17 protein-coding genes are annotated in these 22,342 nt (G+C 64.4%); 9 read left to right on the top strand and 8 right to left on the bottom strand.

Going from position 1 to position 22,342, the window contains the following annotated elements; genetic code table 11:
- Nucleotides 1–449 (top strand): hypothetical protein (locus AIOL_RS14605; RefSeq protein WP_049643655.1); only part of this gene is annotated, 449 nt, incomplete at its 5' end.
- 262 nt (nt 450–711) lie between these two features.
- Here AIOL_RS14605 and AIOL_RS14600 read toward each other — a convergent pair.
- The 3 genes from AIOL_RS14600 to AIOL_RS14590 are packed head-to-tail and all read right to left on the bottom strand — an operon-like array spanning nt 712 to nt 3,527.
- Nucleotides 712–1,320, bottom strand: a complete 609-nt coding sequence (locus AIOL_RS14600) for a TadE/TadG family type IV pilus assembly protein (protein WP_049643654.1) — start codon at nt 1,318–1,320, stop codon at nt 712–714.
- 12 nt (nt 1,321–1,332) lie between these two features.
- The gene (locus tag AIOL_RS14595) at nt 1,333–1,869 is read right to left on the bottom strand and encodes a TadE/TadG family type IV pilus assembly protein (RefSeq protein WP_152912541.1); all 537 of its coding nucleotides are present in this window, start codon (nt 1,867–1,869) and stop codon (nt 1,333–1,335) included.
- Complete coding sequence (locus tag AIOL_RS14590; RefSeq protein ID WP_160314491.1) at nt 1,866–3,527, bottom strand: Tad domain-containing protein; 1,662 nt, start codon at nt 3,525–3,527, stop codon at nt 1,866–1,868. The genes AIOL_RS14595 and AIOL_RS14590 overlap by 4 nt, the downstream gene beginning before the upstream one ends.
- Before the next feature lie 133 nt (nt 3,528–3,660).
- On the opposite strand from AIOL_RS14590, the gene AIOL_RS25950 reads away from it, so the two are divergent.
- The 3 genes from AIOL_RS25950 (at nt 3,661) to AIOL_RS14580 (ending at nt 6,011) form a co-directional block, all read left to right on the top strand.
- Nucleotides 3,661–3,840: a hypothetical protein gene (locus AIOL_RS25950; protein WP_235439038.1), complete on the top strand. Its 180-nt coding sequence runs from the start codon at nt 3,661–3,663 to the stop codon at nt 3,838–3,840.
- Nucleotides 3,841–3,964: 124 nt separating this feature from the next.
- Nucleotides 3,965–5,404: a Glu/Leu/Phe/Val family dehydrogenase gene (locus AIOL_RS14585; RefSeq protein ID WP_049643651.1), complete on the top strand. Its 1,440-nt coding sequence runs from the start codon at nt 3,965–3,967 to the stop codon at nt 5,402–5,404.
- Nucleotides 5,405–5,408: 4 nt separating this feature from the next.
- Nucleotides 5,409–6,011 (top strand): DUF6151 family protein, encoded by a 603-nt coding sequence (locus AIOL_RS14580; RefSeq protein ID WP_049643650.1) that lies wholly within the window; start codon nt 5,409–5,411, stop codon nt 6,009–6,011.
- Nucleotides 6,012–6,038: 27 nt separating this feature from the next.
- On the opposite strand, the gene AIOL_RS14575 is transcribed toward AIOL_RS14580, so the two are convergent.
- A complete protein-coding gene (locus AIOL_RS14575) occupies nt 6,039–6,929 on the bottom strand; it encodes an SGNH/GDSL hydrolase family protein (protein ID WP_049643649.1) in 891 nt (296 codons plus the stop codon).
- A 231-nt stretch (nt 6,930–7,160) separates the two neighbouring features.
- On the opposite strand from AIOL_RS14575, the gene AIOL_RS14570 reads away from it, so the two are divergent.
- The 4 genes from AIOL_RS14570 to AIOL_RS14555 all read left to right on the top strand — a co-directional run bounded on the left by AIOL_RS14570 (nt 7,161) and on the right by AIOL_RS14555 (nt 12,167).
- Complete coding sequence (locus tag AIOL_RS14570; RefSeq protein WP_049645469.1) at nt 7,161–8,414, top strand: sarcosine oxidase subunit beta family protein; 1,254 nt, start codon at nt 7,161–7,163, stop codon at nt 8,412–8,414.
- Between the two features lie 75 nt (nt 8,415–8,489).
- Entirely contained in the window at nt 8,490–8,753 is a 264-nt protein-coding gene (locus tag AIOL_RS14565) for a sarcosine oxidase subunit delta (RefSeq protein ID WP_049643648.1), read from the top strand.
- Nucleotides 8,750–11,629: a 2Fe-2S iron-sulfur cluster-binding protein gene (locus AIOL_RS14560; protein WP_049643647.1), complete on the top strand. Its 2,880-nt coding sequence runs from the start codon at nt 8,750–8,752 to the stop codon at nt 11,627–11,629. The genes AIOL_RS14565 and AIOL_RS14560 overlap by 4 nt, the downstream gene beginning before the upstream one ends.
- Complete coding sequence (locus AIOL_RS14555; protein WP_049643646.1) at nt 11,622–12,167, top strand: sarcosine oxidase subunit gamma; 546 nt, start codon at nt 11,622–11,624, stop codon at nt 12,165–12,167. The genes AIOL_RS14560 and AIOL_RS14555 overlap by 8 nt, the downstream gene beginning before the upstream one ends.
- Nucleotides 12,168–12,405: 238 nt before the next feature.
- Here the strand turns inward: AIOL_RS14555 and AIOL_RS14550 are convergent, their stop codons facing one another.
- Nucleotides 12,406–14,034 carry a sulfatase-like hydrolase/transferase gene (locus AIOL_RS14550; RefSeq protein ID WP_049643645.1) on the bottom strand — a complete coding sequence of 543 codons (1,629 nt, stop codon included), beginning with the start codon at nt 14,032–14,034 and terminating at the stop codon, nt 12,406–12,408.
- A gap of 18 nt (nt 14,035–14,052) precedes the next feature.
- The gene (gene hpaR / locus AIOL_RS14545) at nt 14,053–14,514 is read right to left on the bottom strand and encodes a homoprotocatechuate degradation operon regulator HpaR (protein WP_049645468.1); all 462 of its coding nucleotides are present in this window, start codon (nt 14,512–14,514) and stop codon (nt 14,053–14,055) included.
- A 1,141-nt stretch (nt 14,515–15,655) separates the two neighbouring features.
- Between hpaR and AIOL_RS14540 the strand changes: the two genes are divergently transcribed.
- Complete coding sequence (locus AIOL_RS14540) at nt 15,656–17,314, top strand: sulfatase-like hydrolase/transferase (protein ID WP_049643644.1); 1,659 nt, start codon at nt 15,656–15,658, stop codon at nt 17,312–17,314.
- 424 nt (nt 17,315–17,738) lie between these two features.
- Here the strand turns inward: AIOL_RS14540 and tig are convergent, their stop codons facing one another.
- Both tig and AIOL_RS25740 read right to left on the bottom strand, forming a co-directional pair.
- Complete coding sequence (gene tig / locus AIOL_RS14535; RefSeq protein WP_049643643.1) at nt 17,739–19,073, bottom strand: trigger factor; 1,335 nt, start codon at nt 19,071–19,073, stop codon at nt 17,739–17,741.
- A 191-nt stretch (nt 19,074–19,264) separates the two neighbouring features.
- Nucleotides 19,265–22,264, bottom strand: a complete 3,000-nt coding sequence (locus AIOL_RS25740) for a patatin-like phospholipase family protein (RefSeq protein ID WP_200898758.1) — start codon at nt 22,262–22,264, stop codon at nt 19,265–19,267.
- Nucleotides 22,265–22,342: the final 78 nt, after the last annotated feature.

Raw genomic sequence — 22,342 nt, 5'->3', positions numbered from 1 at the left:
GCGGCGTGACATTGGCGGCGATGGTGGGCGTGTGCCTGGTCATGCTGGCCCTGGCGCTGGACGGGCAGGCGGGGCTTCTGACCCAGGCGGTCGTCGCCGCGCTGGTCCTGTGCATCGCGCTGGTCGGGCGGCGGTTCTTTATGGCGACCACCGAGACCCTGGAGCTGACCCGCGCAGAGCTGCGCCTCGCCAGCGGGCGGCGGCTCTGCGCGCTCGCGGAGATCGAGAAGGTGCAGCGGGGCGCGTTCGGGTTCCAGCCCTCCAACGGGTTCGTCCTGCACCTGACGGCCTCGGCGCCCTCGGAGTGGCAACTTGGCCTGTGGTGGCGGCTCGGGCGGCGGCTGGGCGTCGGCGGCGCCACCTCCCCGGCGCAGAACAAGGCCATGGCCGAGGCGCTTCGGCTTCTGCTGGCCGAGGCGCGCGGCGAGCTGGACGGGCTCACGCGGTAGGGCGGTTTGGCCTGCGGCCTCCTTTGAGCGCGCCAAATCTCTTGCAAGAGATTTGCACTTTCCTTCCAAGGAAAGTGGGCCCGCCTGCGGGTAAGGGATTGCAATTTAACTGTCATTTTGGCTCGCGCGACAGAAACTCTTGCAAGAGTTTCGCAATTTTCTTGCAAGAAAATTGTCGCGCGCCAACACGCACTGCAGGCCAAAGAAAGAGCGCACCGCCTTGCAGCGATGCGCCCATGCCGTGCTGGTTGCGACGCGCGCTTTAGGCTCCGCAGCCGAGCGTAGAGATACCCTCAAAGCAGAGCTGACCGGCGAAGCGCGGCCGCGTGACCGCGATGCTCTCGAAATAGAACGGCCCAAACACCGTGTCCCCGGGGCTTGACGAGTTATCATAGAGCGTCTTCAGCGTGATATCCAAGAAGGGGACGAAGGCCATCCAGGTCTCGACAACGATCAGGGTCTCGCCATTCGACATAACCGGCAGGAAGCCCACGATCTTGTCTTGCAACGTCGCCTCGGTGATGTCCTCCTTGCCCTCTGTGGCGTTGGACCAGACCAGCTGGTGGCCGCCGAGGCTTTGCTCGTAGGCCACAACCGTGACGCGCAGCACCGTGCGATGCGGCGACTGCGTCAGCACGTCCTGGATGTCATTCAGCCCGTTGATATAGTCCTCGTTTACGGGTTCGAGTTCGCGGGACAATAGATCGCTGATCGTGTAGGAGGCGCGGATGTTGTTGGACAGCGCCCGGTAGCCGTCAAACAGCACGAACATGCCAAAATATCCCCACAGCAGCAGCGGCAGCACCAGGATGGCCTCTACGGTGAGGCTGGCGCGCTCATCGCGGGCGAAACGCAGGATCTGGTTCATCATAACGTGACCCCTCTAGGCAGGCTCGACCACGAAGGCCGAGAACGCGACCACCGCGTAATGGGTGCCGCCGTTGATCTTTGGCAGCTTCAAGCCCAGCCCGGTGATCGGCACCATGGGGCTGACGGCGGCGCATACGGTCATCAGTATCAGATCGTTGCTTGTGCCATTCGCAAAGTTCAGCGCGGGCTCGGCGAGCTCGTCCTTGTCGACGCATTGCACGGCGCCCTTGCGGAAGGCGAAATCGCTCGTCGAGACGCGCTCCATCTCGATATGCAGCGAGTTCGCGCAATCGGGGATGAACCCGGCCGTGTTGCAGATGATGGTCTTGAGCTCGCTGTGGCTGGGCGCGCCGAGATGGCCGAGCTGAAGGTCGCGTACGGTGCGCTCGACGGCGCCGCCCAGCATCACCTGCCGGAAGGACACGAAGGAGGCCTCGAACGCCGACCCAAAGATCGACATGAAGAACGGGAACCAGATCACGAACTCGATCGTGGCATTCCCGTCCTCGCGGGTGCGCCAGTGGCGCAGTTTACGAAGCACATGTCTCATTGGATCAGCCGCAGTTGGTTGATCTGCGCCGCGATCGAGCTGAACGCGAAGCCGATCTCAAGGTTGTTGATGTCGTAGTAATGCCCGGTCGAGGTTGCGCAGTTCTCCAGGCGCTGTTCATGCGTGGAGTTGGGCACTTCCAGGCCGATGGTGAACACGATCACATTCTGGCTCTTCACGGCCTGGCAGATGGTGTCAAAGCGCGTGTCCTTGGTGGAGCTGCCCACATAGCTCACCGCGTTCGTGTAGCGGTTACGCTCGTAGCTCGTCAGCGAGTGCATGTCCCAGACCGGGCCGGCGCTGAAGTATTTCGGCGGGATCTTGGCCCAAAGGTCGTTCCACGTCTCCTGCGTCGCGTTCGCGCCGCCCTTAGGCGTTGACGCCCAGCTGTAGTAGAGGTCGTCGCCCGACCCGTAGGTGCGGAACCAGAAGTCGGGGTTGCTGCCCCATTCCCAGTCATAGCACGACCCGTAGTACCACTGGCTCCCCCTACAATAGCTGTGGTTGCCCGTCGGAGAGGTGACCGGAGTGCTCGCCTCGCCGTCCCACCACAGCGAGTAGTGGGTGTTGCCGCCCTGCTCGGTGGTCCAGACAAAGCTGTCCCCCTCGCGGTAGTTGTTCATGTAGAACTGGCTGGTGTGCTCGCCATCCGTCATCACGATCAGGATCTTCATGGCGTCGCCGGTGTCGTAGTTGAACGGGCGACCAGTGAGCGCTGAATGCACATCGCCCGTGCCGATCATGCCATCAACGACGCTCTGCAGGCTCGGATCAAGCAGAGCCGCGCCCCACTTCACCCCCACATCCGTCGAGGTGTTGCCCGATGCCACGAAGTTCCCGATATAGGTCTTTAGCGCGGACTTGTTGGTCGACCACGGCATGATCGCGCGGTTCACGACCTCTTGTTCGAGGTCCCCGCATACCGGCCATGGCGGCGTATCGCCCAGCGTGTAGTAGCTGCTCCAGCTCGTCCACGGGTCAAAGTGAACCGTCTGATCATACGGGGTGACCAAGGACATGGTGGTCGAGCTGAAATCCGCCGTCTGGAAGTTCAGGCAGTGCGAATACTCATGCCCGGCGTTGCGCTGGAAATAGGACAGCAGGTTCGCGCCAGCGTTCACCTGCGTCGCGTAGGGAATGATGGAGGTCGAGACCGTGTTCGCCTCGGCCGCGTCATAGACGGTGTCCAAAAAGCCCTGCGCCGCGGTCTTTAGGTTCGAAAGCCGGCTATAGCTGCCCATCGACCCCGAAACATCCAGCACCATCGAGATCTCGATATTGCCGATGCTTTCCTGGGCGGCGCTGTTTGCCGTTGCGACCAGCGTGGTGCTGTCGCTGCCTATCCCGGTGAAGACCGCCATTGTGCCGTGGTGCAGAGGCACGTGGATATGCGCGGTGGCCTGCACTTTCTGTGAGCCCAGGCCCTGGGTCACATTGATGTCGCTCTCGTTGATGTAGTCCGCCAGCCCGGCCTTCGCCATATAGTCCAGCACCACCGTCTTGGCGTCATTCTGCTGTGTCAGAGAGGCGGCGGCCAGCACGGCGCGGTCCAGGGTCGCTTGCAGGCGACTGCGGTGCGCCTCGTATCGCATCAGGTCAAAGGACAAGCCTCCGATCGCCAGCATCAGGCCAAAAAGCATTACACCAAAAATGATCATTGCGCCGTCTTCGTTACGCCAGAAACTCTGTCTTGTTGGCATAACGGATGGCTTTCTGCTTGCAGCGATAACTAAGCACCAATTCATTACTCACACTCCTAAACCATATCTGCGACGGAATTCTGCCGCACGGATGGCCAAAGCGGTATCTTTAGGATTTGTGGCAAAAATCGGGCAAAGCTGCGGTAATGGTTTGCAGATGGTTAAATCGGCGCAGATCCATGAACAAAGCACAGAATTCTCGGAGGAATGTCTCGACGGCCTAAACCGGCAGGTCCGGATTCGGGCCGGGCGGGCGACTCAGCGGATTTAACTGCCGGGGGTTAATCTCATTGAAACAGAGATGCTTTACGAGCCGAAATAGCGTAGCCTGAAGCACATTGTAATCCGGCTGCGAATCAACGAGTCACAGCCGCGAAGAGGGTCATATGAATCAGATGTCGGGAAAGATTAGCGCAAAAGAACCCAGCTTTCGTGAGTCCGTAGACTTGATGTTCAACCGTGCCGTAGCGCTGATGGATCTGCCGCCCGGCCTGGAGGAAAAGATACGCGTCTGCAACGCCACCTATACGGTGCGCTTCGGCGTGCGCCTGCGCGGGCAAATCCAAACCTTCACCGGGTATCGCTCGGTCCATTCCGAACATATGGAGCCCGTGAAGGGCGGGATCCGCTACGCGCTGGGCGTCAACCAGGACGAGGTAGAGGCACTGGCCGCGCTGATGACCTATAAATGCGCGCTGGTGGAGGCGCCGTTTGGCGGATCGAAGGGCGGGCTTTGCCTGGACCCGCGCCAGTACGAGGAATACGAACTAGAGATGATCACCCGCCGCTTCGCCTATGAGCTGGCCAAGCGCGACCTCATCCATCCCAGCCAGAACGTGCCCGCGCCCGATATGGGCACCGGCGAGCGCGAGATGAGCTGGATCGCGGATCAATACGCGCGGATGAACACCACCGACATTAACGCCAAGGCCTGTGTCACCGGCAAGCCGCCGCATGCCGGCGGCATCCAGGGCCGGACCGAGGCGACGGGCCGCGGCGTGCAATACGCCATCCAAGAGTTCTTTCGCCACCCCAGCGACAAGAAGAAGGCGGGCATCACCGGCGGGCTAGAGGGCAAGACCGTCGTGGTGCAGGGCCTGGGCAATGTGGGCTATCACGCCGCCAAGTTCCTCAGTGAAGAGGACGGCTGTAAGGTCATCGGCATCATCGAGCGCGATGGCGCGCTGGTCGATCCCAAGGGCCTGAATGTCGAGGCCGTGCGCAACTGGATCGGCAAGCATGGCGGTGTGGCGGGCTTTGCCGATGGCAAATTTGTCGAGGACGGCTCGAAGGTGCTTGAGGAAGAGTGCGACATCCTGGTGCCTGCCGCGCTTGAGGGCGTCATCAACATGGGCAACGCGGCCAATATCAAGGCGCCGCTGATCGTCGAGGCCGCCAATGGCCCGGTCACCGCCGGCGCCGACGAGATCCTGCGCGACAAGGGCGCGGTGATCATCCCGGATATGTATGCCAATGCCGGCGGCGTGACAGTGTCCTACTTTGAATGGGTCAAGAACCTCAGCCATATCCGCTTTGGCCGCATGGGCCGCCGCCAGGAAGAGGCGCGCCACCAGTTGATCGTGGACGAGCTGGAGCGGCTGTCGGCTGCCTCCGAGGTCGGTTGGGAGCTGACGCCAAACTTCAAAGAGAAGTACCTGCGCGGGGCTGGCGAGCTAGAGTTGGTGCGCTCGGGGCTGGATGACACGATGCGCACCGCCTACCAGGCCTGCTCGAAGGTCTGGAACGAGCGCGACGACGTCACGGACCTGCGCACGGCCAGCTATCTGGTGGCCATCGACAAGGTCGCCACGGCCTACCGCGCCAAGGGGCTGTAACGCGATGGCCCGCGACCTGGCAATTGCATGCAAATGCGGCCAGGTCTCGGGCGTGCTGCGCGGGATCACTCCGGCGCGCGGCACTTTGTGCCGCTGCTACTGCACCGACTGCCGCGCGTTTTCGCGCCATGTCGGCGCCGCCGACAGCCATGACGCCCATGGCGGGATCGAGATCTTCCAAACCCTGCCTGGACGCTTGGAATTCCTGACCGGACAAGAGCAGCTGCGCGCCCTGCAGATAACGTCCGGCGGCCTGCTGCGATTCTACGCTGGCTGCTGCGGCACGCAGTTCGGCAACATGCTGCCCGGCGGCAAGCTAAGGTTCGTGGGGCTGCCCTTGCCCGCCTTTCCAGAGCCGGATGCGCGTGATGTGATGGGACCTGTCTTGTCGGTGAACTGCGCCAAAGAGGCCCCCGGCGGCAACGCGCCAGAACGCAGCTTTGGATACAAAACGGCCGTCAACCGCGCCTTGCTGCGGCAACTGGCCAGCATTGTTTTCCTCGCGCCGCGGGGCTTTCCCTATTTCGAGAATGGCCAGCCTATTGCGGACCCGCATGTGCTGACCGAGGCAGAGCGCGCCGCCGCCTATGTCGAGGACGCCCAATAGGGCGGGGAAGGCGTGCGGCCTTGCGGGTTAACGGATGGATCCGATCTCGGGCATGGCGGCGTCGAGCTGTTCAAAGATCGCGCTGCAAATGTTGTCCATCTCGATGGTAAAGAATGCCTTCGCCGCGCGCTTATTGGGGTGGTAGGGGTCCTTAACCCGGCCGGACTTGTTTAACCGGAAGAACTTTTTGTTCCCCTGATTTGCGGCAATCGTCTCGGGTGTCGCGCCCTCGATAAAGCTGCACTGGCTGTTGCTCTCAGCGAAGGCGCGCCCGATATTGGTCTGCGCCTTCACGCGCAGCGCGGTGACCTTCTGGGAGTAGCTCGGCGCGGTGGTCATGAAGATGCAGGGCACACCGGCGGGCAGCTGCGCGTTCATCGCGCGCACGTCGCGCAGCGCCTTTTGGTAGTCATTCGCCCAGCGTTGCGCCGAGTTGCCCAGAAAGGACATCAAGATCAGCTTGGGCTGATAATAGTCGGGGCGAAACATCACCTCAAAGGCGGTCTTGCCCGGCTTGCAGAACTGATAGGCCGGGCCCCTGCCGATCTGCTTGTACTTGTTGTCGGTGGTGTTGATGAAGCCAAAGACGCCCGCGTTGACCTTCCATTTCGGGTCCACATCGCAGAGCGCGCGCTTGGTGGCGCCGCTTGTCGATGTCCAGGATTGCAGCGAGGTCGACCGCACGCCGATCACCGCGATCTTCATATCCGCGAGCGTGTCGAGCTTTTTGGCCTGGCGCCGGTTGGGGTCGCAATTGTCCTTTAGGTGCTCGAAGAACTCCAGGAAGGCGGGGCCGGTGCCAAACGGGATCTGGCTGTCGCCAAGCACCAGGATGGTGGGCGACACGAAACCGTCGCTCCATGCGGGCGTCGTCAGGCCCATCGCAACGGCGGCTGCGCGCAAGAGAAGTTTGATCATTTGGGTCTCTGGCCGTCAGTGGTGCCGCATCTTACCCAAATCGATGCATAGGTGCATTAAAAACCCTCTGAATACTTCGTGACCTTTTGTGTCGCTTTGTCGCCGTATCGCCGTCGCCGTATCGCCGCGCCGCAGAGGCGCTGTCGCAAAAAGCTGCTGCGGTGGCGCTGCGCGCCCTTGCGAGCCCCGCGATCTGGGGCGATTGTGGCATGCGACAAGACGGAGGCGCGCGTGCGTTTTTCAGGGCTGAAGATTCTGACCGAGGGCCTGACCGGCAACCGGGGCTGGACCCCGCATTGGCGCGATCCGGCGCCCAAGCCCGAGTATGACGTGATCATCATCGGCGGCGGCGGGCACGGGCTGGCGACCGCCTATTACCTGGCCAAGAACCACGGCATCACCAATGTCGCCGTGCTGGAGAAGGGCTATCTGGGCGGCGGCAATGTCGGGCGCAACACCACCATCGTGCGCGCCAACTACTTTCTGCCGGGCAACTCGGAATTCTACAGCCACTCGCTGAAGCTCTGGGAGAACCTCGAGCAGGACCTGAACTACAACGTGATGCTCAGCCAGCGCGGGCAGGTGCTGCTCTCGCATTCCGACGGGCAGAGCGACGCGCTGATCCGGCGCGGTAACGCGATGCGCAACCAGGGCGACGACGCCGAGTGGATCTCGCCCGAGTATATGCGCAAGAACTGGCCCTATCTCAACTTCGACAGCCCGCGCTTCCCGATCTATGGCGGGCTGATGCAGCGGCGCGCGGGCACGGCGCGCCATGACGCGGTGGCCTGGGGCTATGCGCGCGGCGCCGACCAGCGCGGGGTGGACCTGATCCAGAACTGCGAGGTCACCGGCATCGACATCGAGAACGGCGTCGTCAAGGGCGTGCAGACCACCCGCGGCGCGATCCGCGCCGGCAAGGTGGGCATCGTCACCGCGGGCCGTTCCGGGCAGGTCGCGGCCATGGCGGGCATGCGCCTGCCGATCGAGAGCCACGTGCTGCAGGCCTTCGTCACCGAGGGGCTCAAGCCCTGCCTCGACACGGTGATCAGCTTTGGCATGGGGCATTTCTATATCAGCCAGTCCGACAAGGGCGGGCTGGTCTTCGGCGGCGATCTGGACATGTATGCAAGCTACGCCCAACGCGGCAACCTGCCGATGGTCGAGCATGTGGCCGAGGCCGCCATGACGCTGATGCCGATGATCGGCAAGGCCAAGATCCTGCGCAGCTGGGGCGGCATCATGGACATGACCCCGGATGGCTCGCCGATCATTGACCGGACGGACACGGATGGGCTCTTTATCGATTGCGGCTGGTGCTATGGCGGGTTCAAGGCGGTGCCGGGCTCGGGTTACGCCTTCGCGCATCTGATGGCCACCGGCACCCCGCATAAGAGCGCCGAGAGGCTCCGCCTGGACCGGTTCCGCACCGGGCGCGGGTTGATGGACGAGGAGGGCACCGGTGCGCAGCATAACCTGCACTAGCGCTTGCGGCGGCGTCGCGATGCGTATTTCGGACAAGGTCAAGCAGCGGCGCGGCGCGGCGCGGGAGGCGTTGCGATGAGGCTGCCATGCCCGATCTGCGGCGAACGCGACGTGCGCGAGTTCACCTATAAGGGCCACGCGGTGGCGCTGGACCGCCCCGCGCCCAACGCGGGCGACGCCGCCTGGGAGGACTACGTGCATCTGCGCGAGAACCCCGCCGGGGAGACACGCGAGCTGTGGTATCACGGCGGCGGCTGCGGCGCCTGGATCGTGGTGCGGCGCAACACGGTGACCCACGAGGTCCTGGGCGCGGAACTGGCCAGCGAGGTGGCGGAATGAGGCTCTCGCAAGGCGGGCTGATCGACCGCGCCAAGCCGCTGCGGTTCTCCTTCGACGGCAAGGGTTATCAGGGCTTTGCCGGCGACACGCTGGCCTCGGCGCTTCTGGCCAACGACGTGCGCCTGGTGGGGCGCTCGTTCAAGTACCACCGCCCGCGCGGCATCCTGACCGCCGACAGCAACGAGCCCAACGCGCTGATGACCATCCGCCGCGCGGTGGACGAACCCAATGTGCGCGCCACCACGCAGGAGCTATACGAGGGGCTGGAGGCGCGCAGCCAGAACGCCTGGCCCGCGCTGGGCTTTGACCTTCTGGGGATGAACGACCTGCTGGCGCCCTTCCTAGGCGCGGGGTTCTACTACAAGACCTTCATGTGGCCGAAATCCTTCTGGGAGCGCGTCTACGAGCCCTTCATCCGCCGCGCGGCGGGGCTGGGCGCGCTGTCCAAGGCGCCCGACCGGGGGCGGTATGACAAGGCGTTCGCCCATTGCGACCTGCTGGTGATCGGCGGCGGGCCCGCCGGGCTGATGGCGGCCCTGGTGGCGGGGCGCGCAGGCGCGGATGTGATCCTGGCCGATGAGGACACGCGCCTGGGCGGGCGGCTCTTGGCCGAGCGCGAAGAGATCGATGGCGGCCCGGCGCTGGACTGGGTCGAGGAGGCCACGGCCGAGCTGCGCGCGCTGCCCAATGTGCGACTGATGACCCGCACGACGGTGACCGGCGCCTATGATGGCGGCACCTATGGCGCGCTCGAGCGCGTCTCGCAGCATCTTGCCAGCCCCGCGGGCCACGCGCCGATAGAGACCTTCTGGCGCATCGTCGCGCGCCGCGCGATCCTTGCGGCCGGGGCGCATGAGCGCCCCATCGCCTTCCCCAATAATGACCGCCCCGGCGTGATGCTTGCCAGCGCCGTGCGGGCCTATGTGAACCGCTGGGGCGTGGCCCCGGGCAAGCGGGTCGCCGTCTTTGGCCAAGGCGCGGATGCCGAGCGCACGGCGCGCGACCTGCGCGCCGCGGGCGTCGAACTGGCCGAGGTGATCACCGACCGCGTCACCGGCACCAACGGGCGGCTGGGGCTGGAGGAGATCCTGGTGCCCGATGGCGATGGCGCGCGCGGGATCAACTGCGACTGCCTTGCGGTGGCGGGCGGATGGAACCCGGCGGTGCATCTGACCTGCCATATGGGCGCCCGCCCGGTCTGGCGCGATGACCTGGCGGCGTTTGTGCCCGCCGAGGGCGCGGTGCCGGGGCTTACGCCCGCGGGCGCATGCGCCGGTGCGTTCTCGACAGCGGCCTGCTTGAGCGGCGGCGCCCGCGTTGCCGGCGCGATCCTAGAGGATCTCGGGTTGAGCGCGCCGAAACCCGACCTCCCCGAGGCGGAGGATGGCGGCTACACCATCACCCCGATCTGGCATGTGGAGGGCAAAGGCCGCGCTTGGCTCGACTTTCAGAACGACGTGACCGTCAAGGACGTCAAGCAGTCCGCCACCGAGGGCTTCCGCTCGGTCGAGCATATGAAGCGCTATACCACCCAGGGCATGGCGACGGATCAGGGCAAGAATTCCAACGTCGCCGCGCTGGCGGTCCTTGCGGACGCCACAGGCCGCACGATTCCCGAGACCGGCACCACCACCTTCCGACCGCCCTATACGCCGATCAATATCGCGGCCCTGGGGGCAGGGGCGTTGGACAAGGGCTTTGCCCCCGAGCGGCACCTGACCAGCCACGCCGCCAGCGTGGCCCGCGGCGCGCCGATGATCGAGGCCGGGCTCTGGTACCGGCCCAGCTATTTCCCCGCGCCGGGCGAGCAGACCTGGCGCGAGGCCTGCGACCGCGAGGTGACCATGGTGCGCCAGGCGGTGGGCGTGGCCGATGTGTCGACCCTGGGCAAGATCGACATCCAGGGGCCGGATGCGGGCAAGTTCCTGGATTTCGTCTACACCAACACCTTCTCGACGCTCAAAGAGGGCCGGGTGCGCTATGGCCTGATGCTGCGCGAGGACGGGCATGTGATGGATGACGGCACGACGGCGCGGCTGGGGGCGCAGCAGTATTTGATGACCACCACCACCGCGGCGGCGGGGCAGGTGATGGCGCATCTCGACTGGGTGCGCCAGGCGCTGATGCCGGGGGCGGATGTGCAGATCGCCTCGGTCACCGAGCATTGGGCGCAGTTCGCCGTGGCCGGCCCGAAGGCGGGCGCGGTCCTGGCCAGCGTGCTGGACGATTGGGCGCCGGGCGATTGGCCGTTCATGTCCTGCGGGGCGGTGTCGGTCTCGGGCGTCGCGGGGCGGCTCTTTCGGATCTCGTTCTCGGGCGAGCAGGGGTACGAGATCGCCGTGCCCGCACGCTTTGGCGAGAGCCTGTTCCGGCTGCTTGTGGCTCAGGCCGAGGCGCTGGGCGGCGGGCCCTACGGCATGGAGGCGCTGAACGTGCTGCGCATCGAGAAGGGCTTCATCACCCATGCCGAGATCCATGGTCGCGTCACCGCGTTTGACATCGGCATGGGGCGCATGGTCTCGGCCAAGAAGGACTGCGTGGGCAAGACGATGAGCGAGCGGCCCGGGCTCAGCGGGCCCGAGCGCGAACAGATGGTGGGGCTCAAGCCTGCGGGCTCGGTCAAGCAGCTGACCGGCGGGGCGCATCTCTTTGAGGCGGGGGCGCGTGCGACGGCGGCGAACTCCCAGGGCTATGTGACCAGCGTGGGGTTCTCGCCCACATTGGGCTGCTTCCTGGGGCAGGGGTTCCTGCGCAACGGGCGCGCGCGCCACGGCGAGACCGTGCGGATGGTGGACCATGTGCGCGGGGTGGAGGCGATGTGCGAGGTCTGCGACCCGGTATTCTATGACCCAGAAGGAGGGCGGATGCGTGGCTAAGCTGATCGCGAAATCGCCCGGCGCGGGGCTCTTGCCGGTGCGCGTTGGGTCGCTGAGCCTGACCGAAGAGGCGCATGACGCCATCACCTGCGTGGCGCCCTTCCAGGGCCAAGAGAAACCCGTCTCGGCGGCATTGAAAGACGCCATCGGCGCGGCGCTGCCCGGTGTGGGGCGCGTCACGGGCAAGGCGGGCGCACGCGTGGCGTGGTTGGGCCTGGGGCAGGTCCTGGTGCTGGGGCCGCCGGTGGCGCCGCCGGGTGCTGCGGTGACGGACCAGAGCGACGGCTGGGCCTGTCTGACGCTGGAGGGGCCAGGATCGCGGGCCGTATTGGCCCGGCTCACGCCCCTAGACCTACGCGAGAACCTGTTCAAGCGCGGGCACGCGGCGCGCTCGCTCTTGGGGCACATGACCTGCCTGTTCCTTCGCACCGGCGTGGAGCGCTATGAGATGCTGGTCTTCCGGTCGATGGCCGCGACGGCGGTGCATGAGCTGACCCATGCGATGCAGAGCGTTGCGGCGCAGCGCTCGGGCGCGTGAGTGAGGGGGCGGTGGGCCTCCAGAGAGCATTGGCGCGACGCAATTTTCTTGTAAGAAAATTGCGAAACTCTTGAAAGAGTTTCTGTGACGCGCGCCTGGATGACCCCCTAAAATCGACCGCTCGCCCAGCTGCGGGCCCCACTTTCCTTGGAAGGAAAGTGCAAATCTCTTGCAAGAGATTTGGCGCGCCCAAAACCCGCCCTAGGCCATGTCCGCAGCGGCATCTCCCCATTACCACCTACCGCGCGGGCATGAATGAGAGCCCATCCGCGGCCAGGTCCTCCTCGTCCCAATACCCGATCAGCACGCCCGGCGGCTCTTTGCCCAGCACGTCATCGAACCATTGCGGGTCCTTGGTGTGGCGGTTGTGGTGCCGGCGGGTCCAGGCAAAGAGCGCCTCGGTCAGGCGTGCGCGCGCGGCCGCTGCCGCCGGGGCGTCGCTTGCACCGAGATCCAGCAGCTCGTCCGGGTCGCTTTCCATATCGAACAGCATCGGCCGGAAACCCTCGGCATAGGTCAGTTTCCAGCGCGCGTCGCGCACCATCCAGAGCCGCGCGTCCTCTTGTGCGTTGCCAATGGCCTCGCGGGCGGGGCGGGTGGCGTAGTCGTATTCCGAGAAGGCGAAGTCGCGCAGCTTCGGGGCCTCGCCGTGCAATAGGGCCGTCAGGTCGCGACCCTCGTAATGGTGCGGCCGCGGCGCGCCGCCGAAGAAGCCCTGGAACGTGGGGGCGAGGTCTATGCTCTCGACCAAGGCGTCCGAGACCGCGCCGCGCTGCGCGCCCGCGCGCGGGTCGCGGATGATCAGCGGGATGCGCGCGGATTGGTCGTGGAAGAGGTCCTTTTCGCCCATCCAGTGATCGCCCAGATAGTCGCCGTGATCGCTGGTGAAGACGATCATCGTATCGTCCCAAAGCCCGTTCTCTTTCATCCACGAGAACAAGCGCCCCATCTGGTCGTCGATCTGCTTGACCAGGCCCATATAGGCGGGGATGATCTTCTCGCGGACGTCGTCGCGCGCGAAGCTGCGGCAGATGCGGCTGTCGATATAGCCCTTGAACACGGGGTGGTCGGTCGCGCGTTCGGCCTCGGAGCGGACCGGGGGCAGCACGTCCCCGGGCCCGTACATGTCGTGATAGGGCGGCGGCACGATATAGGGCCAATGCGGCTTGATGAAGGACAGGTGGCAGAGCCAGGGGCCCGCGCCACTGGCCTGGGCCTGGGCCATGAACTCCATCGCGCGGGTGGTCATATAGGGCGTCTCGGACAGCGCCTCGGGGATGTCCGCGGGCAGGTCCGAATACTTCAGAAACCAGCCCGAGCGGCGCTTGCCCTCGGCATCCAGGCCGGAATTGGCGTGCTCGTCCCAGGGGTTGGGCGAGTTGTAGCCTTTCTCACGCAGAAAGCGGTTATAGGCGGGCTCGGGGTTGTAGCCGGTATTGGGGTGCAGCCCGTCGTCGCGGTCGAACGGGTCAAAGCCGCATTCGGCGTGGCGCAGGCCCACCTTGGAGGCGGGGTCGATCCCAAGCCAATCCAGCCCCGCGCGGTCGGGAACCATATGCGTCTTGCCGACGATGACCGATTGCACGCCGATCTCGCGCAGGTGGTCGCCCATGGCGCGCTCGCCCACGCGCAGCGGCACGCCGTTCCAGGTCGCCCCGTGGCTGCGGCAGTACCGCCCCGTATAGGTGCACATGCGCGACGGGCCGCAGATTGGCGACTGTACATAGGCGCGATTAAACCGCATCCCGTCCGCGGCCAGCGCGTCGAGATGCGGCGTGTGAAGATGCGGATGGCCGTAGCAGCTGAGGTAATCCCAGCGCAGTTGGTCGGCCATGATGAAGAGCACGTTCTGCGCGCGTTCCGGCATTGCTGTCCGCCTAGTGTGCTACCCCTCCTCCGGGGTCACCAGATGATCCAACAAACTCAGCAATCTTTCCAGATTGTCTGTGCCGAATTCCGCTTCGAGATCCGCAAAAATGCGCTCTGTCTCGGACGCGTGGGCAGAGATCAGACTTCGCCCCTGTCGCGAGATATCAATTACGGCGCGTCGCCGATCCGCGGGATGCGTGTGCCGCGTGCATAGCTTTTTGGCCTCAAGGACCTGAAGTATGCGCGTAAGGCTGGGCATCAGCAGACAGGCTGTATGCGCGATTTCGGTTGCATCGCAGGGGCCGCGTTCTTCGAGTACACGAAGGACACGCCACTGCTGCTCTGTGATACCCGCGTCTGCGAGCATTGCACGTATCGGACCCATAACTCTTTCGCGCGCCCGCAATAACGCAATCGGCAACGAGCGGGAGGTGGCGCGAATAGTCGGGCTAAGATCACTTTGCCGAGGACTTGCCATGTAACGAGTATTGCCCATCCGATGCATATGAACAAGCGAACCGTTGGCTCAATTTTTATCTTTAGAAAATTATTCGGCTTAAACTTGACTTGGGTGCAAGATTCGCACGTCTAGATTGACCTTAAGGTCAAATCCTATCGCAACGTTACTTTCGCGAGCGGGTTGTCTTCACAAGTGTAACGTATAGCCAATTTCCATCTGGCCAGAACGCGCCGAAAACGACGCTAAAAACGTCGCCATGTCTCGGCTGTTTTCGCTTCGAATGCGCGCCCAAATTTGAGCGCTAAAGCAGCCCAAAGGCCAACCGCAACCGCGCGATTTGGCGCCAGGAATTTGTAACGGATTGTCCTGCGGGCCTCTGCCCGAAAGCGGGAGTTGGGCGCGCCCTTTCGCCGCCAAAGCGGGGCGATGCGCGGTCCGGTTCGGGGCCAAATTCCGCCGGATCAGTCGTTAGTATGCAAATTATGCAAAGCGGTGATTGTTTGGGCGCGAAAATCCTGGATGCGGCCAAAGATTTCAAATAATTAGTCACATCTGTGTCACATTAACTTGCTTCCCTTCCGAGGCTCCGCCATGCGCTTGCGCGGATTTCTTGGCGAAGGTCTGGCGGGTGCTTCATGCCCTGGGATTATGCTCACTTCGCCGCTCCAAGCCTTGATTGAGACGCCAAAAGAGACGTCGTTCCGGGCGCGGTTACTCTGGCGCATGGTTCCGGATCTAGCCTGGGTGGAAGGTTCCAAAGCGACATGCCATTACCGGCATCTCAGTCGTTTGAGATGGCGCATATGGGCGTCCCGCAAATGGACCGCCGCAAGTCCCGTTCGGTGCGAGGGTCGCTTGACCCGCCGGGCCGCGCTGCAAGCATAAAGCCGGTCAATTTGCCTCCAAATGGAGCGAGTTAGCGCGCTTTCGTGAGCGCTTTGGGTTCAGAATTGCGCAAAAGCGCTTCTTTTTCCGCAGCTAATATGTTGCAAAAAGCGCACCCTGCCGGCAAATAAATGGATCACAAGCGGGGCATTTCGCAGGCAGTTGCGGGTGATTTCCGCGAATCACAACGGGTGCACGCCCGTGCATATTGTCCCCTTGAGGATTCCACGCGCGCGGGCCAATGTTTAGCGACTAAAACGGGGGAGGCGGCGCAATGGCGCGGGCGGTCAAGAACATCCTATTCGTCATGTATGATCAGCTGCGCTGGGACTACCTCAGCTGCGCCGGGCATCCGCATCTACATACGCCGAATTTTGATCGCGTGGCGGCGATGGGCGTGCGATTCGACCGCGCCTATGTGCAATCCACGATCTGCGGCTCGTCGCGCATGTCCTACTACACCGGGCGCTACGCGCAGAGCCACGGGGCCGAGTGGAACGGCTTCCCGCTGCGCGTGGGCGAGAAGACCCTGGGCGACCACCTGCGCGCCGTTGGCATGGACTGCTACCTGATCGGCAAGACGCATATGCGCGCCGACGAGGAGGGGATGCAGCGCCTGGGCGTCGACCCCGACAGCATCATCGGGGTGCGCGCCAGCGAATGCGGCTTCGACCCCTGGGTGCGCGACGACGGCATGGTGCCCGAGGGGCCGGATGGCAGCTATGACGGGCGCGTCTCGCCTTACAACGAGTGGCTCAAGGAGAAGGGCTATCCCGGCCCGAACCCCTGGTCGCATTACGCCAATTCCGGCATCAAGGACGGCCAGATCGCCCCCGCCTGGATCCTGGAGAACGCCGACCTGCAGGCCAATATCCGCGAGGAGGACAGCGAGACGCCCTGGCTGACCGACCGCGCGCTGGAGTTCATGGACCAGCAGCCCGGGCCCTGGTGCGCGCATCTGAGCTACATCAAGCCGCACTGGCCCTATATCGCGCCCGCGCCCTATCACGACATGTTCGGGGCCAACCAGGTGCCCGCACCCACACGCGACGCCCGCGAGCTGGACAACGATCACCCGGTCTATAGCCGCTTCGCGCGCAGCCCCATCGGCAAGAGCTTTCAGGATGACGAGGCCCGCGCCAAGGTGATCCAGGCCTATATGGGGCTGATCAAGCAATGCGACGACCAGCTGGGCCGCGTGCTGGACCGGCTGGAGCAGACCGGCGCGATTGAGCACACCATGGTGGTGCTGACCTCGGACCATGGCGATTACCTGGGCGATCACTGGATGGGCGAGAAGATGTTCATGCACGAGCAATCGGTGCGGGTGCCGATGATCGTGTATGATCCGCGCGAGGCGGCGGATGCGACCCGCGGCACGGTCTCGGAGGCGCTGGTGGAGGCGATCGACCTGGCCCCGACCTTTGTGGAGGCCGCGGGGGGCGCGCCCGAGTTCCACTGGCTGGAGGGGCGCTCCTTGGCGCCGCTCCTGCACGGCGCGGCGCCATCGTCGTGGCGCGATGCCGTGATCAGCGAGTATAACTACGCCGCCACGCCCCTGGCCGGGGTGCTGGGCCTGTCCGACGAGGACGCGCGGATCTTCATGGTCTTCGACGGGCGCTGGAAGCTGATCCATTTCGAGGGCGGGATCCGGCCCATGCTGTTCGATCTGCAAAGCGACCCGGATGAGTTCGAGGATCTCGGCGCCCGCGCCGACCACGCCGCCGAGATCGAGCGGATGTACGGGCATCTCAACGCCTGGGGTCGGCGGCAGTCGCAGCAGGTCACGGTCTCCAAGGAGAAGCTGGATGGGATGCGCGGAAGCTCCGCCCGGCGCGGGATCCTGCTGGGCGTGGCGCGCGCGGCGGACGCTGACCCAGAGCTGTTCTCGAAATATGTGGGCCCGGCGCAGGCTGACTACACAAAGGAATAATGGCGGGTATTGGCCTGGAGCGGTCCTTTGACTTCAAGCGCATCGCCCTGACCACGCTTGCCGACACCAGACGCCACGGAATCCAAACCGTGCGACCGCCCGAGCTTGCCTCGGGCAGCGGCCGACCTCCCCCAGGAGGCCGCTTTTGCGACGTCGCAAAACACTGAAGAAAATGCGTTAGCAGGGCCCGCGTGCCAAGTGTCCACGTTGCGCAAGCGTCCTCCAGGTCGGCCGCTGCCCGCGTTGCACTCGGTTCAAGGGGAGGCCCGGGATCAAGTCCGGGGCCGTAGATCTTCAACGACAGCTCCGGGCCTAACACGCAATCGCAGCCCAGCGCGCCATGTGCTCCGAAGATAGCCCTGACGGCAAAAAGAAAGGGCCACCCAAGCGGGGCGGCCCAATCCCTCCTCCTCCCTGGAGAAGTTTAGTCTTCTTCTTCCAGCGCCTCGACGGCCTTTTGCAGGTCGTCCTTGCTGATCTCGGTCTCGGACACATCGGCCAGCTCGACGATGAAGTCGACGACCTTGTCCTCGAAGATCGGGGCCTGAAGCTGCTGGCGCATCTGCGGGTTCTGCTGCACGAACTCGAAGAACTGGCGCTCTTGGCCTGGGTATTGGCGCGCCTGGGTCATCACCGCCTGGGTCATCTCGGCGTCGGTGACCTCGATCTCGTGCTTCTGGCCGATCTCGGCGAGCAGCAGGCCTAGGCGCACGCGGCGCTCGGCGAGGCTGTTATGCTCGTCGGTGGGCTCGACCTCGGGGTGGTCGTGGCCCTCAACCTCGGGGTTTTCGTCATGCCAGAGCTGGTGCGCGATCTGGCTCGCCTCGGCGGAGACCAGGCTGGGCGGCAGCTCGAACTTCACGGCCTCGTCCAGCGTGTCCAGAAGCTTGCGCTTCATCACGGCGCGGGCGGCGCCGGCATATTCGGCCGAGAGGCGCTCTTCGATCTGGCCCTTCAGCGCGGCGAGATCTTCGGCGCCGAATTTCTTGGCCAGCTCGTCGTCGATCTCGGCCTTGGCGGGCTCTTTGACCTCTTTGACGGTGCAGGCGAACACGGCCGCTTTGCCTTTGAGATTCTCCGCGCCGTAATCGTCGGGGAAGGTCACGTTGACCTTGACCTCTTCGCCGGCCTTGGCGCCCACAAGCTGCTCTTCAAAGCCGGGGATGAACGAGTTCGAGCCCAGCACCAGCGGGTAATCCTCTGCCGAGCCGCCATCAAACAGCTCGCCATCGACCGAGCCTTTGAAGTCGAACACGACCTGGTCGCCGTCCTTGGCCTTCGAGCCCTTCTTGCGCGGCTCAAAGTTCTGCGCGTTCTCAGCGAGGTTTTCGAGCGCCTCGGTCACGGCGTCTTCCGCGACCTTGGTGACCAGCTTTTCCACCTTCAGCGACTTCATGTCGAGCTCGGGGATCGCGGGCAGCGCCTCGTAGGACATGTCGACCTGCACGTCGTCGCCGGGCTTCCAGTCCTCGCTGGTCATTTTGACCTCGGGCTGCATGGCGGGCTTGTCGCCGCTGTCCTCGAAATGCTTGGACATCGCGCCGTCGATGGTTTCCTGCAGGGCCTCGCCCAGAACGCGGTCGCCGAACTGCTTCTTGAGCAGGGCCAGCGGGACCTTGCCCTTGCGGAAGCCCTTCATCTCGACATCGGGCTGCGCCTCGACGAGCTTCTCGGTGACCTTCTCTTCCAGCTCGGCTGCGGTGAGCTGGATCTGGTAGCCGCGCTTTAGGCCTTCGTTCAGGGTCTCGGTGACCTGCATGTGGTACTTCCTCTGGCTGGGGCCGCGTGCGCCGGATGTGGCGGGGCCGTCCGCAAAATCAGAGGCCCTTCTAGGGACGCGCGCGCAAGGGCGCAAGGGGAAAGCGATGCGATTGGTGGTGGCGCGGCGGGAAAGTGCGGGCCGGGCGGGCCCGCGCAATGGGATGCGGCGCGGGAAAGCCGGGTTCCGCCTTAGCTGGGCGCTTGCGACGTGGTCTTTTGCGGCGCGGCTTCGGGGCGTTTGCGCCCTTGCGCGCTGCGGCTTTGGGCGCGCTCCAGCCAGTCCTCGAGGTTCTGGAAGGACAGGGCGCGCCCGGTCAGATGCGCGCGCGGCAGGGTGCTGCGGGCGATGTGCTCGCCCAGGGCGCGGTAGGCCTCGAACTGGCCCTCGTCAAACAGCTGATCGGCGGTGCTTTCATGCGGGAAGGCGGGGTTGCGGTCGCGGTACTCTTTGATCACCTCGTCCTCGTCCCCGGTGAAGGAGGACTTCATGTAAACCAGATGACCGAACTCGTGCTCGGTGATGTTGTTGGCGGGGTCCTTGGGGTATTTGATCCGGCCCACTGCGAAGTGGCTGCGCGATTGCTTCATCCGGCGGCGCAGGCGGATCGGGTCCACGTTGATGTCGATGTCGATGCCAAGGTCGATGCGCGCGAAGCGGATCAGCGTGGCCAGCCCGTTGAAATGCATCGAGGGGTCGGCCTCGCCGTCGCCCACAAAGATGATCCGGCAGCGCCGCCGCAGCAGCTCGATGGTCGCCAGGTTCTCGATATGCCCGCCATCCGAGAGGTTCACCCAGTCGTGGTCCTCATCCAACCGCGACAGCATCTCGCGTCCCAGCGCGCTTGGCCGCACCCGCCAGTGGAAACTATCCATCAGCGAGACCAGCCGGTCCTTGCCCGCGGGCCCCAGCCGTTTCAGGAACGGCTCGCCCTCGCGCAGCCAGTTGCCCTCGGCGACCTCCTCGGAGAATTCCGCGTCATCGGCGAACCGCAGGTCCACGGCGCGCTCGGGCTTGGCGCTGGCCAGGATCACCCGCGCTTTGCCCTTCTCGGGCAGGCTAACGCGCCCGTCAAAGGGCGCGTGCGGCGCCACCTTGTGGCGCATCAGCGTGGTGATCGAAGAGGCCAGGTAGCCGCCGCCCGAGACCGACGACATATAGTCCACATGGTCGAACACCCCGCGCCGGTGCAGCTCCTGCACGATGCCGAGGTTGATTGTGGCCGAGCGGATGCCGCCGCCCGAGAAGGCCAGCCCCACCAGGTTGTGGTCCACCGTGGGCTGGATGTTCACCGCCGCCCATTCGGGGTCCTGTCCCGGTTCCGTGGGCAGCTTGTCTAGCGGGCGGACCTCTGCGGAGCCATAGACCGAGGCGCGGCGCTTTTGGATCTCGCCCAGCTCGATTCGGATCACCGCCTTATCAAAGCTCAGATAGGCCTTGCTTTCGTTGTTGTAGCGGCGGCGCAGGTAGCGCTCCAGCCGGTCGGGATGCGGCACCCAAAAGCCCAGCCGGATGTTCAGCAGCGTCAGGAAGGCCACCATCAGCGGGCTGGTGGAGCGCCCCATATTGGGCGCCGCGGCGGCGGCCGAGATCGCCATCGCCGTGCCCAGGTCCATCTGCGGGAACACCGCCTCCATGTTCTCGGACCGGCAATAGCCCGTCCGGTCGCTGCCCACGAAGCGCTTGGAGAAGATGAAGAAGTCCGAGTTGCGGTCGCGCACCCCGATATCCTTGGTGTTCTGCAGGTTCAGCGCCACGTTGACGATGTGGTAGGGCGCGGTCGCGCCGGCGTCGTAGTTGCAGATCTCTTGCAGGTTGATGTCCTGCTCGATGTCGACCTCTTCGTCGGTGTTGGCGCCGATCAGATAGGCGCTGGCCAGCCGGTCCCGGTAGAGCCCGTTGATCGAGGTCTGGTTCACATCCACCGACAGCCAGCAATAGATCATGATCTCCAGCGCGATGACCACCACGAAGTAGACGTAGAGGTAATCCGCCCATTCGCGCCGCACATAGGGCGTGCCATACATCACCGCCGCCAGGAAGCCGCCCATCAGCACCAGAAGGGTCGTGATCTGCACATATCCGCGCAGCCGGAACGACCCGATGCCGATAAAGAATGTCACCGACAGCAGGAAGGTGAACAACGCCGGCGGCACCAATAGGCCGTAGTAGATCCAGTCCTCCCAGGCCGAGATCGCAAGCTCGGTCTTGTCGGTATAGACCAGGAACTCGACCACAAAGAGCACCACCAGCAGGGGGATCGCTAGCCCTAAGAGCCCCACCAGGAAGATGCCGATCTGCTTGGCCCAGCCGCCCAGCGTGGGCAGGATCTGGTTCGCGGCGACAATGCCCGCGCCCATCGCGGCGATGGTGGGCACGGCAAGGGCGACCTCGCCCTCCTGATAGGCGTGAAACAGCGATGTCAGCAGCGGGAAGGCCTCGACCAGCGCCGCCACGATCATAAAGAGCAAGAGCTTGCCAAAGAACTGCTCGTAGCTGTCCCGGCCCTTGACCGAGCTGAAATGGCCGGTGCGACGCGCGCTTCGGTAGCGCCGGACCCGGCTCATGCGCACGAAGATCGGGTAGAAGATGACGATGCCCGCCGCCGCCAGCAGCAGATAGCCCGAGAAAGGCAGAGGCAAGCGGCGCGGGAAGTTCAGCACCGTGTCGCCCTCGGCCAGCAGCTCTGGCGTTATGACCACGGTCTCGCCGTCGCGGCGCCGGAGCTCGACGCCGCCCTCAATGACGGTGAATTCCAGGTCCGGGAAGTCGTCGCTCTCCCAGGCGTCCAAGCCGATGGCCATCAGCGATTGAAGCGCCTGGCTTGGCCGGCGGTCATAGCTGTATTGTGTCGCGCGCGTCTCGCCGAAATTCGAGACGCCGGTGATCGTCAGCGTCTCCAGCTGCGTGCCGCCGCCACCACCACCGCTTTGGCGCTGGCTCTCCAGCTCGAAGGTGACGCGCGTGGGGATCGACATCGACAGGTGCAGCATTGCCATGACCGCACCGAACAGCAGGAAATATGGCAGCAGAATCAGGAAGTTAAGGAAAATTCCGCGGACCAGGACCGCGACGATGCGCAGGTAGTCCGTGGCGCCGTTCTCTAGCATGTAGTTTGAGTGGTTGCGCAGCCAAGTCATATAGCGCGACTCGTCCGGCCCGTCCGAGAGCGGGTATGGAAATTCGCCCATCTCCACGCCTGCGGAGATCTTCTTAACTGGTTGGTGCTCCAAATGCTCCCCGCCGCGCGGCGTCCCTATGCCACTGGC

It is taken from the genome of Candidatus Rhodobacter oscarellae (genome assembly GCF_001078595.1).
Classification (GTDB): Bacteria; Pseudomonadota; Alphaproteobacteria; order Rhodobacterales; family Rhodobacteraceae; genus Rhodobacter_B; species Rhodobacter_B oscarellae.
The sequence above is the reverse complement of the archived record's forward strand: the minus strand, read 5'-3'. Positions and strand labels throughout refer to the sequence as shown.

Bases quoted from the DNA above. Each gene is read 5' to 3' on its own strand.
- AIOL_RS14600 (WP_049643654.1), bottom strand. From the start codon at position 1,320: ATGATGAACCAGATCCTGCGTTTCGCCCGCGATGAGCGCGCCAGCCTC.
- AIOL_RS14595 (WP_152912541.1), bottom strand. From the start codon at position 1,869: ATGAGACATGTGCTTCGTAAACTGCGCCACTGGCGCACCCGCGAGGAC.
- AIOL_RS14590 (WP_160314491.1), bottom strand. From the start codon at position 3,527: ATGATCATTTTTGGTGTAATGCTTTTTGGCCTGATGCTGGCGATCGGA.
- AIOL_RS25950 (WP_235439038.1), top strand. From the start codon at position 3,661: ATGGCCAAAGCGGTATCTTTAGGATTTGTGGCAAAAATCGGGCAAAGC.
- AIOL_RS14585 (WP_049643651.1), top strand. From the start codon at position 3,965: ATGTCGGGAAAGATTAGCGCAAAAGAACCCAGCTTTCGTGAGTCCGTA.
- AIOL_RS14580 (WP_049643650.1), top strand. From the start codon at position 5,409: ATGGCCCGCGACCTGGCAATTGCATGCAAATGCGGCCAGGTCTCGGGC.
- AIOL_RS14575 (WP_049643649.1), bottom strand. From the start codon at position 6,929: ATGATCAAACTTCTCTTGCGCGCAGCCGCCGTTGCGATGGGCCTGACG.
- AIOL_RS14565 (WP_049643648.1), top strand. From the start codon at position 8,490: ATGAGGCTGCCATGCCCGATCTGCGGCGAACGCGACGTGCGCGAGTTC.
- AIOL_RS14560 (WP_049643647.1), top strand. From the start codon at position 8,750: ATGAGGCTCTCGCAAGGCGGGCTGATCGACCGCGCCAAGCCGCTGCGG.
- AIOL_RS14550 (WP_049643645.1), bottom strand. From the start codon at position 14,034: ATGCCGGAACGCGCGCAGAACGTGCTCTTCATCATGGCCGACCAACTG.
- hpaR (WP_049645468.1), bottom strand. From the start codon at position 14,514: ATGGCAAGTCCTCGGCAAAGTGATCTTAGCCCGACTATTCGCGCCACC.
- AIOL_RS14540 (WP_049643644.1), top strand. From the start codon at position 15,656: ATGGCGCGGGCGGTCAAGAACATCCTATTCGTCATGTATGATCAGCTG.
- tig (WP_049643643.1), bottom strand. From the start codon at position 19,073: ATGCAGGTCACCGAGACCCTGAACGAAGGCCTAAAGCGCGGCTACCAG.
- AIOL_RS25740 (WP_200898758.1), bottom strand. From the start codon at position 22,264: ATGGGCGAATTTCCATACCCGCTCTCGGACGGGCCGGACGAGTCGCGC.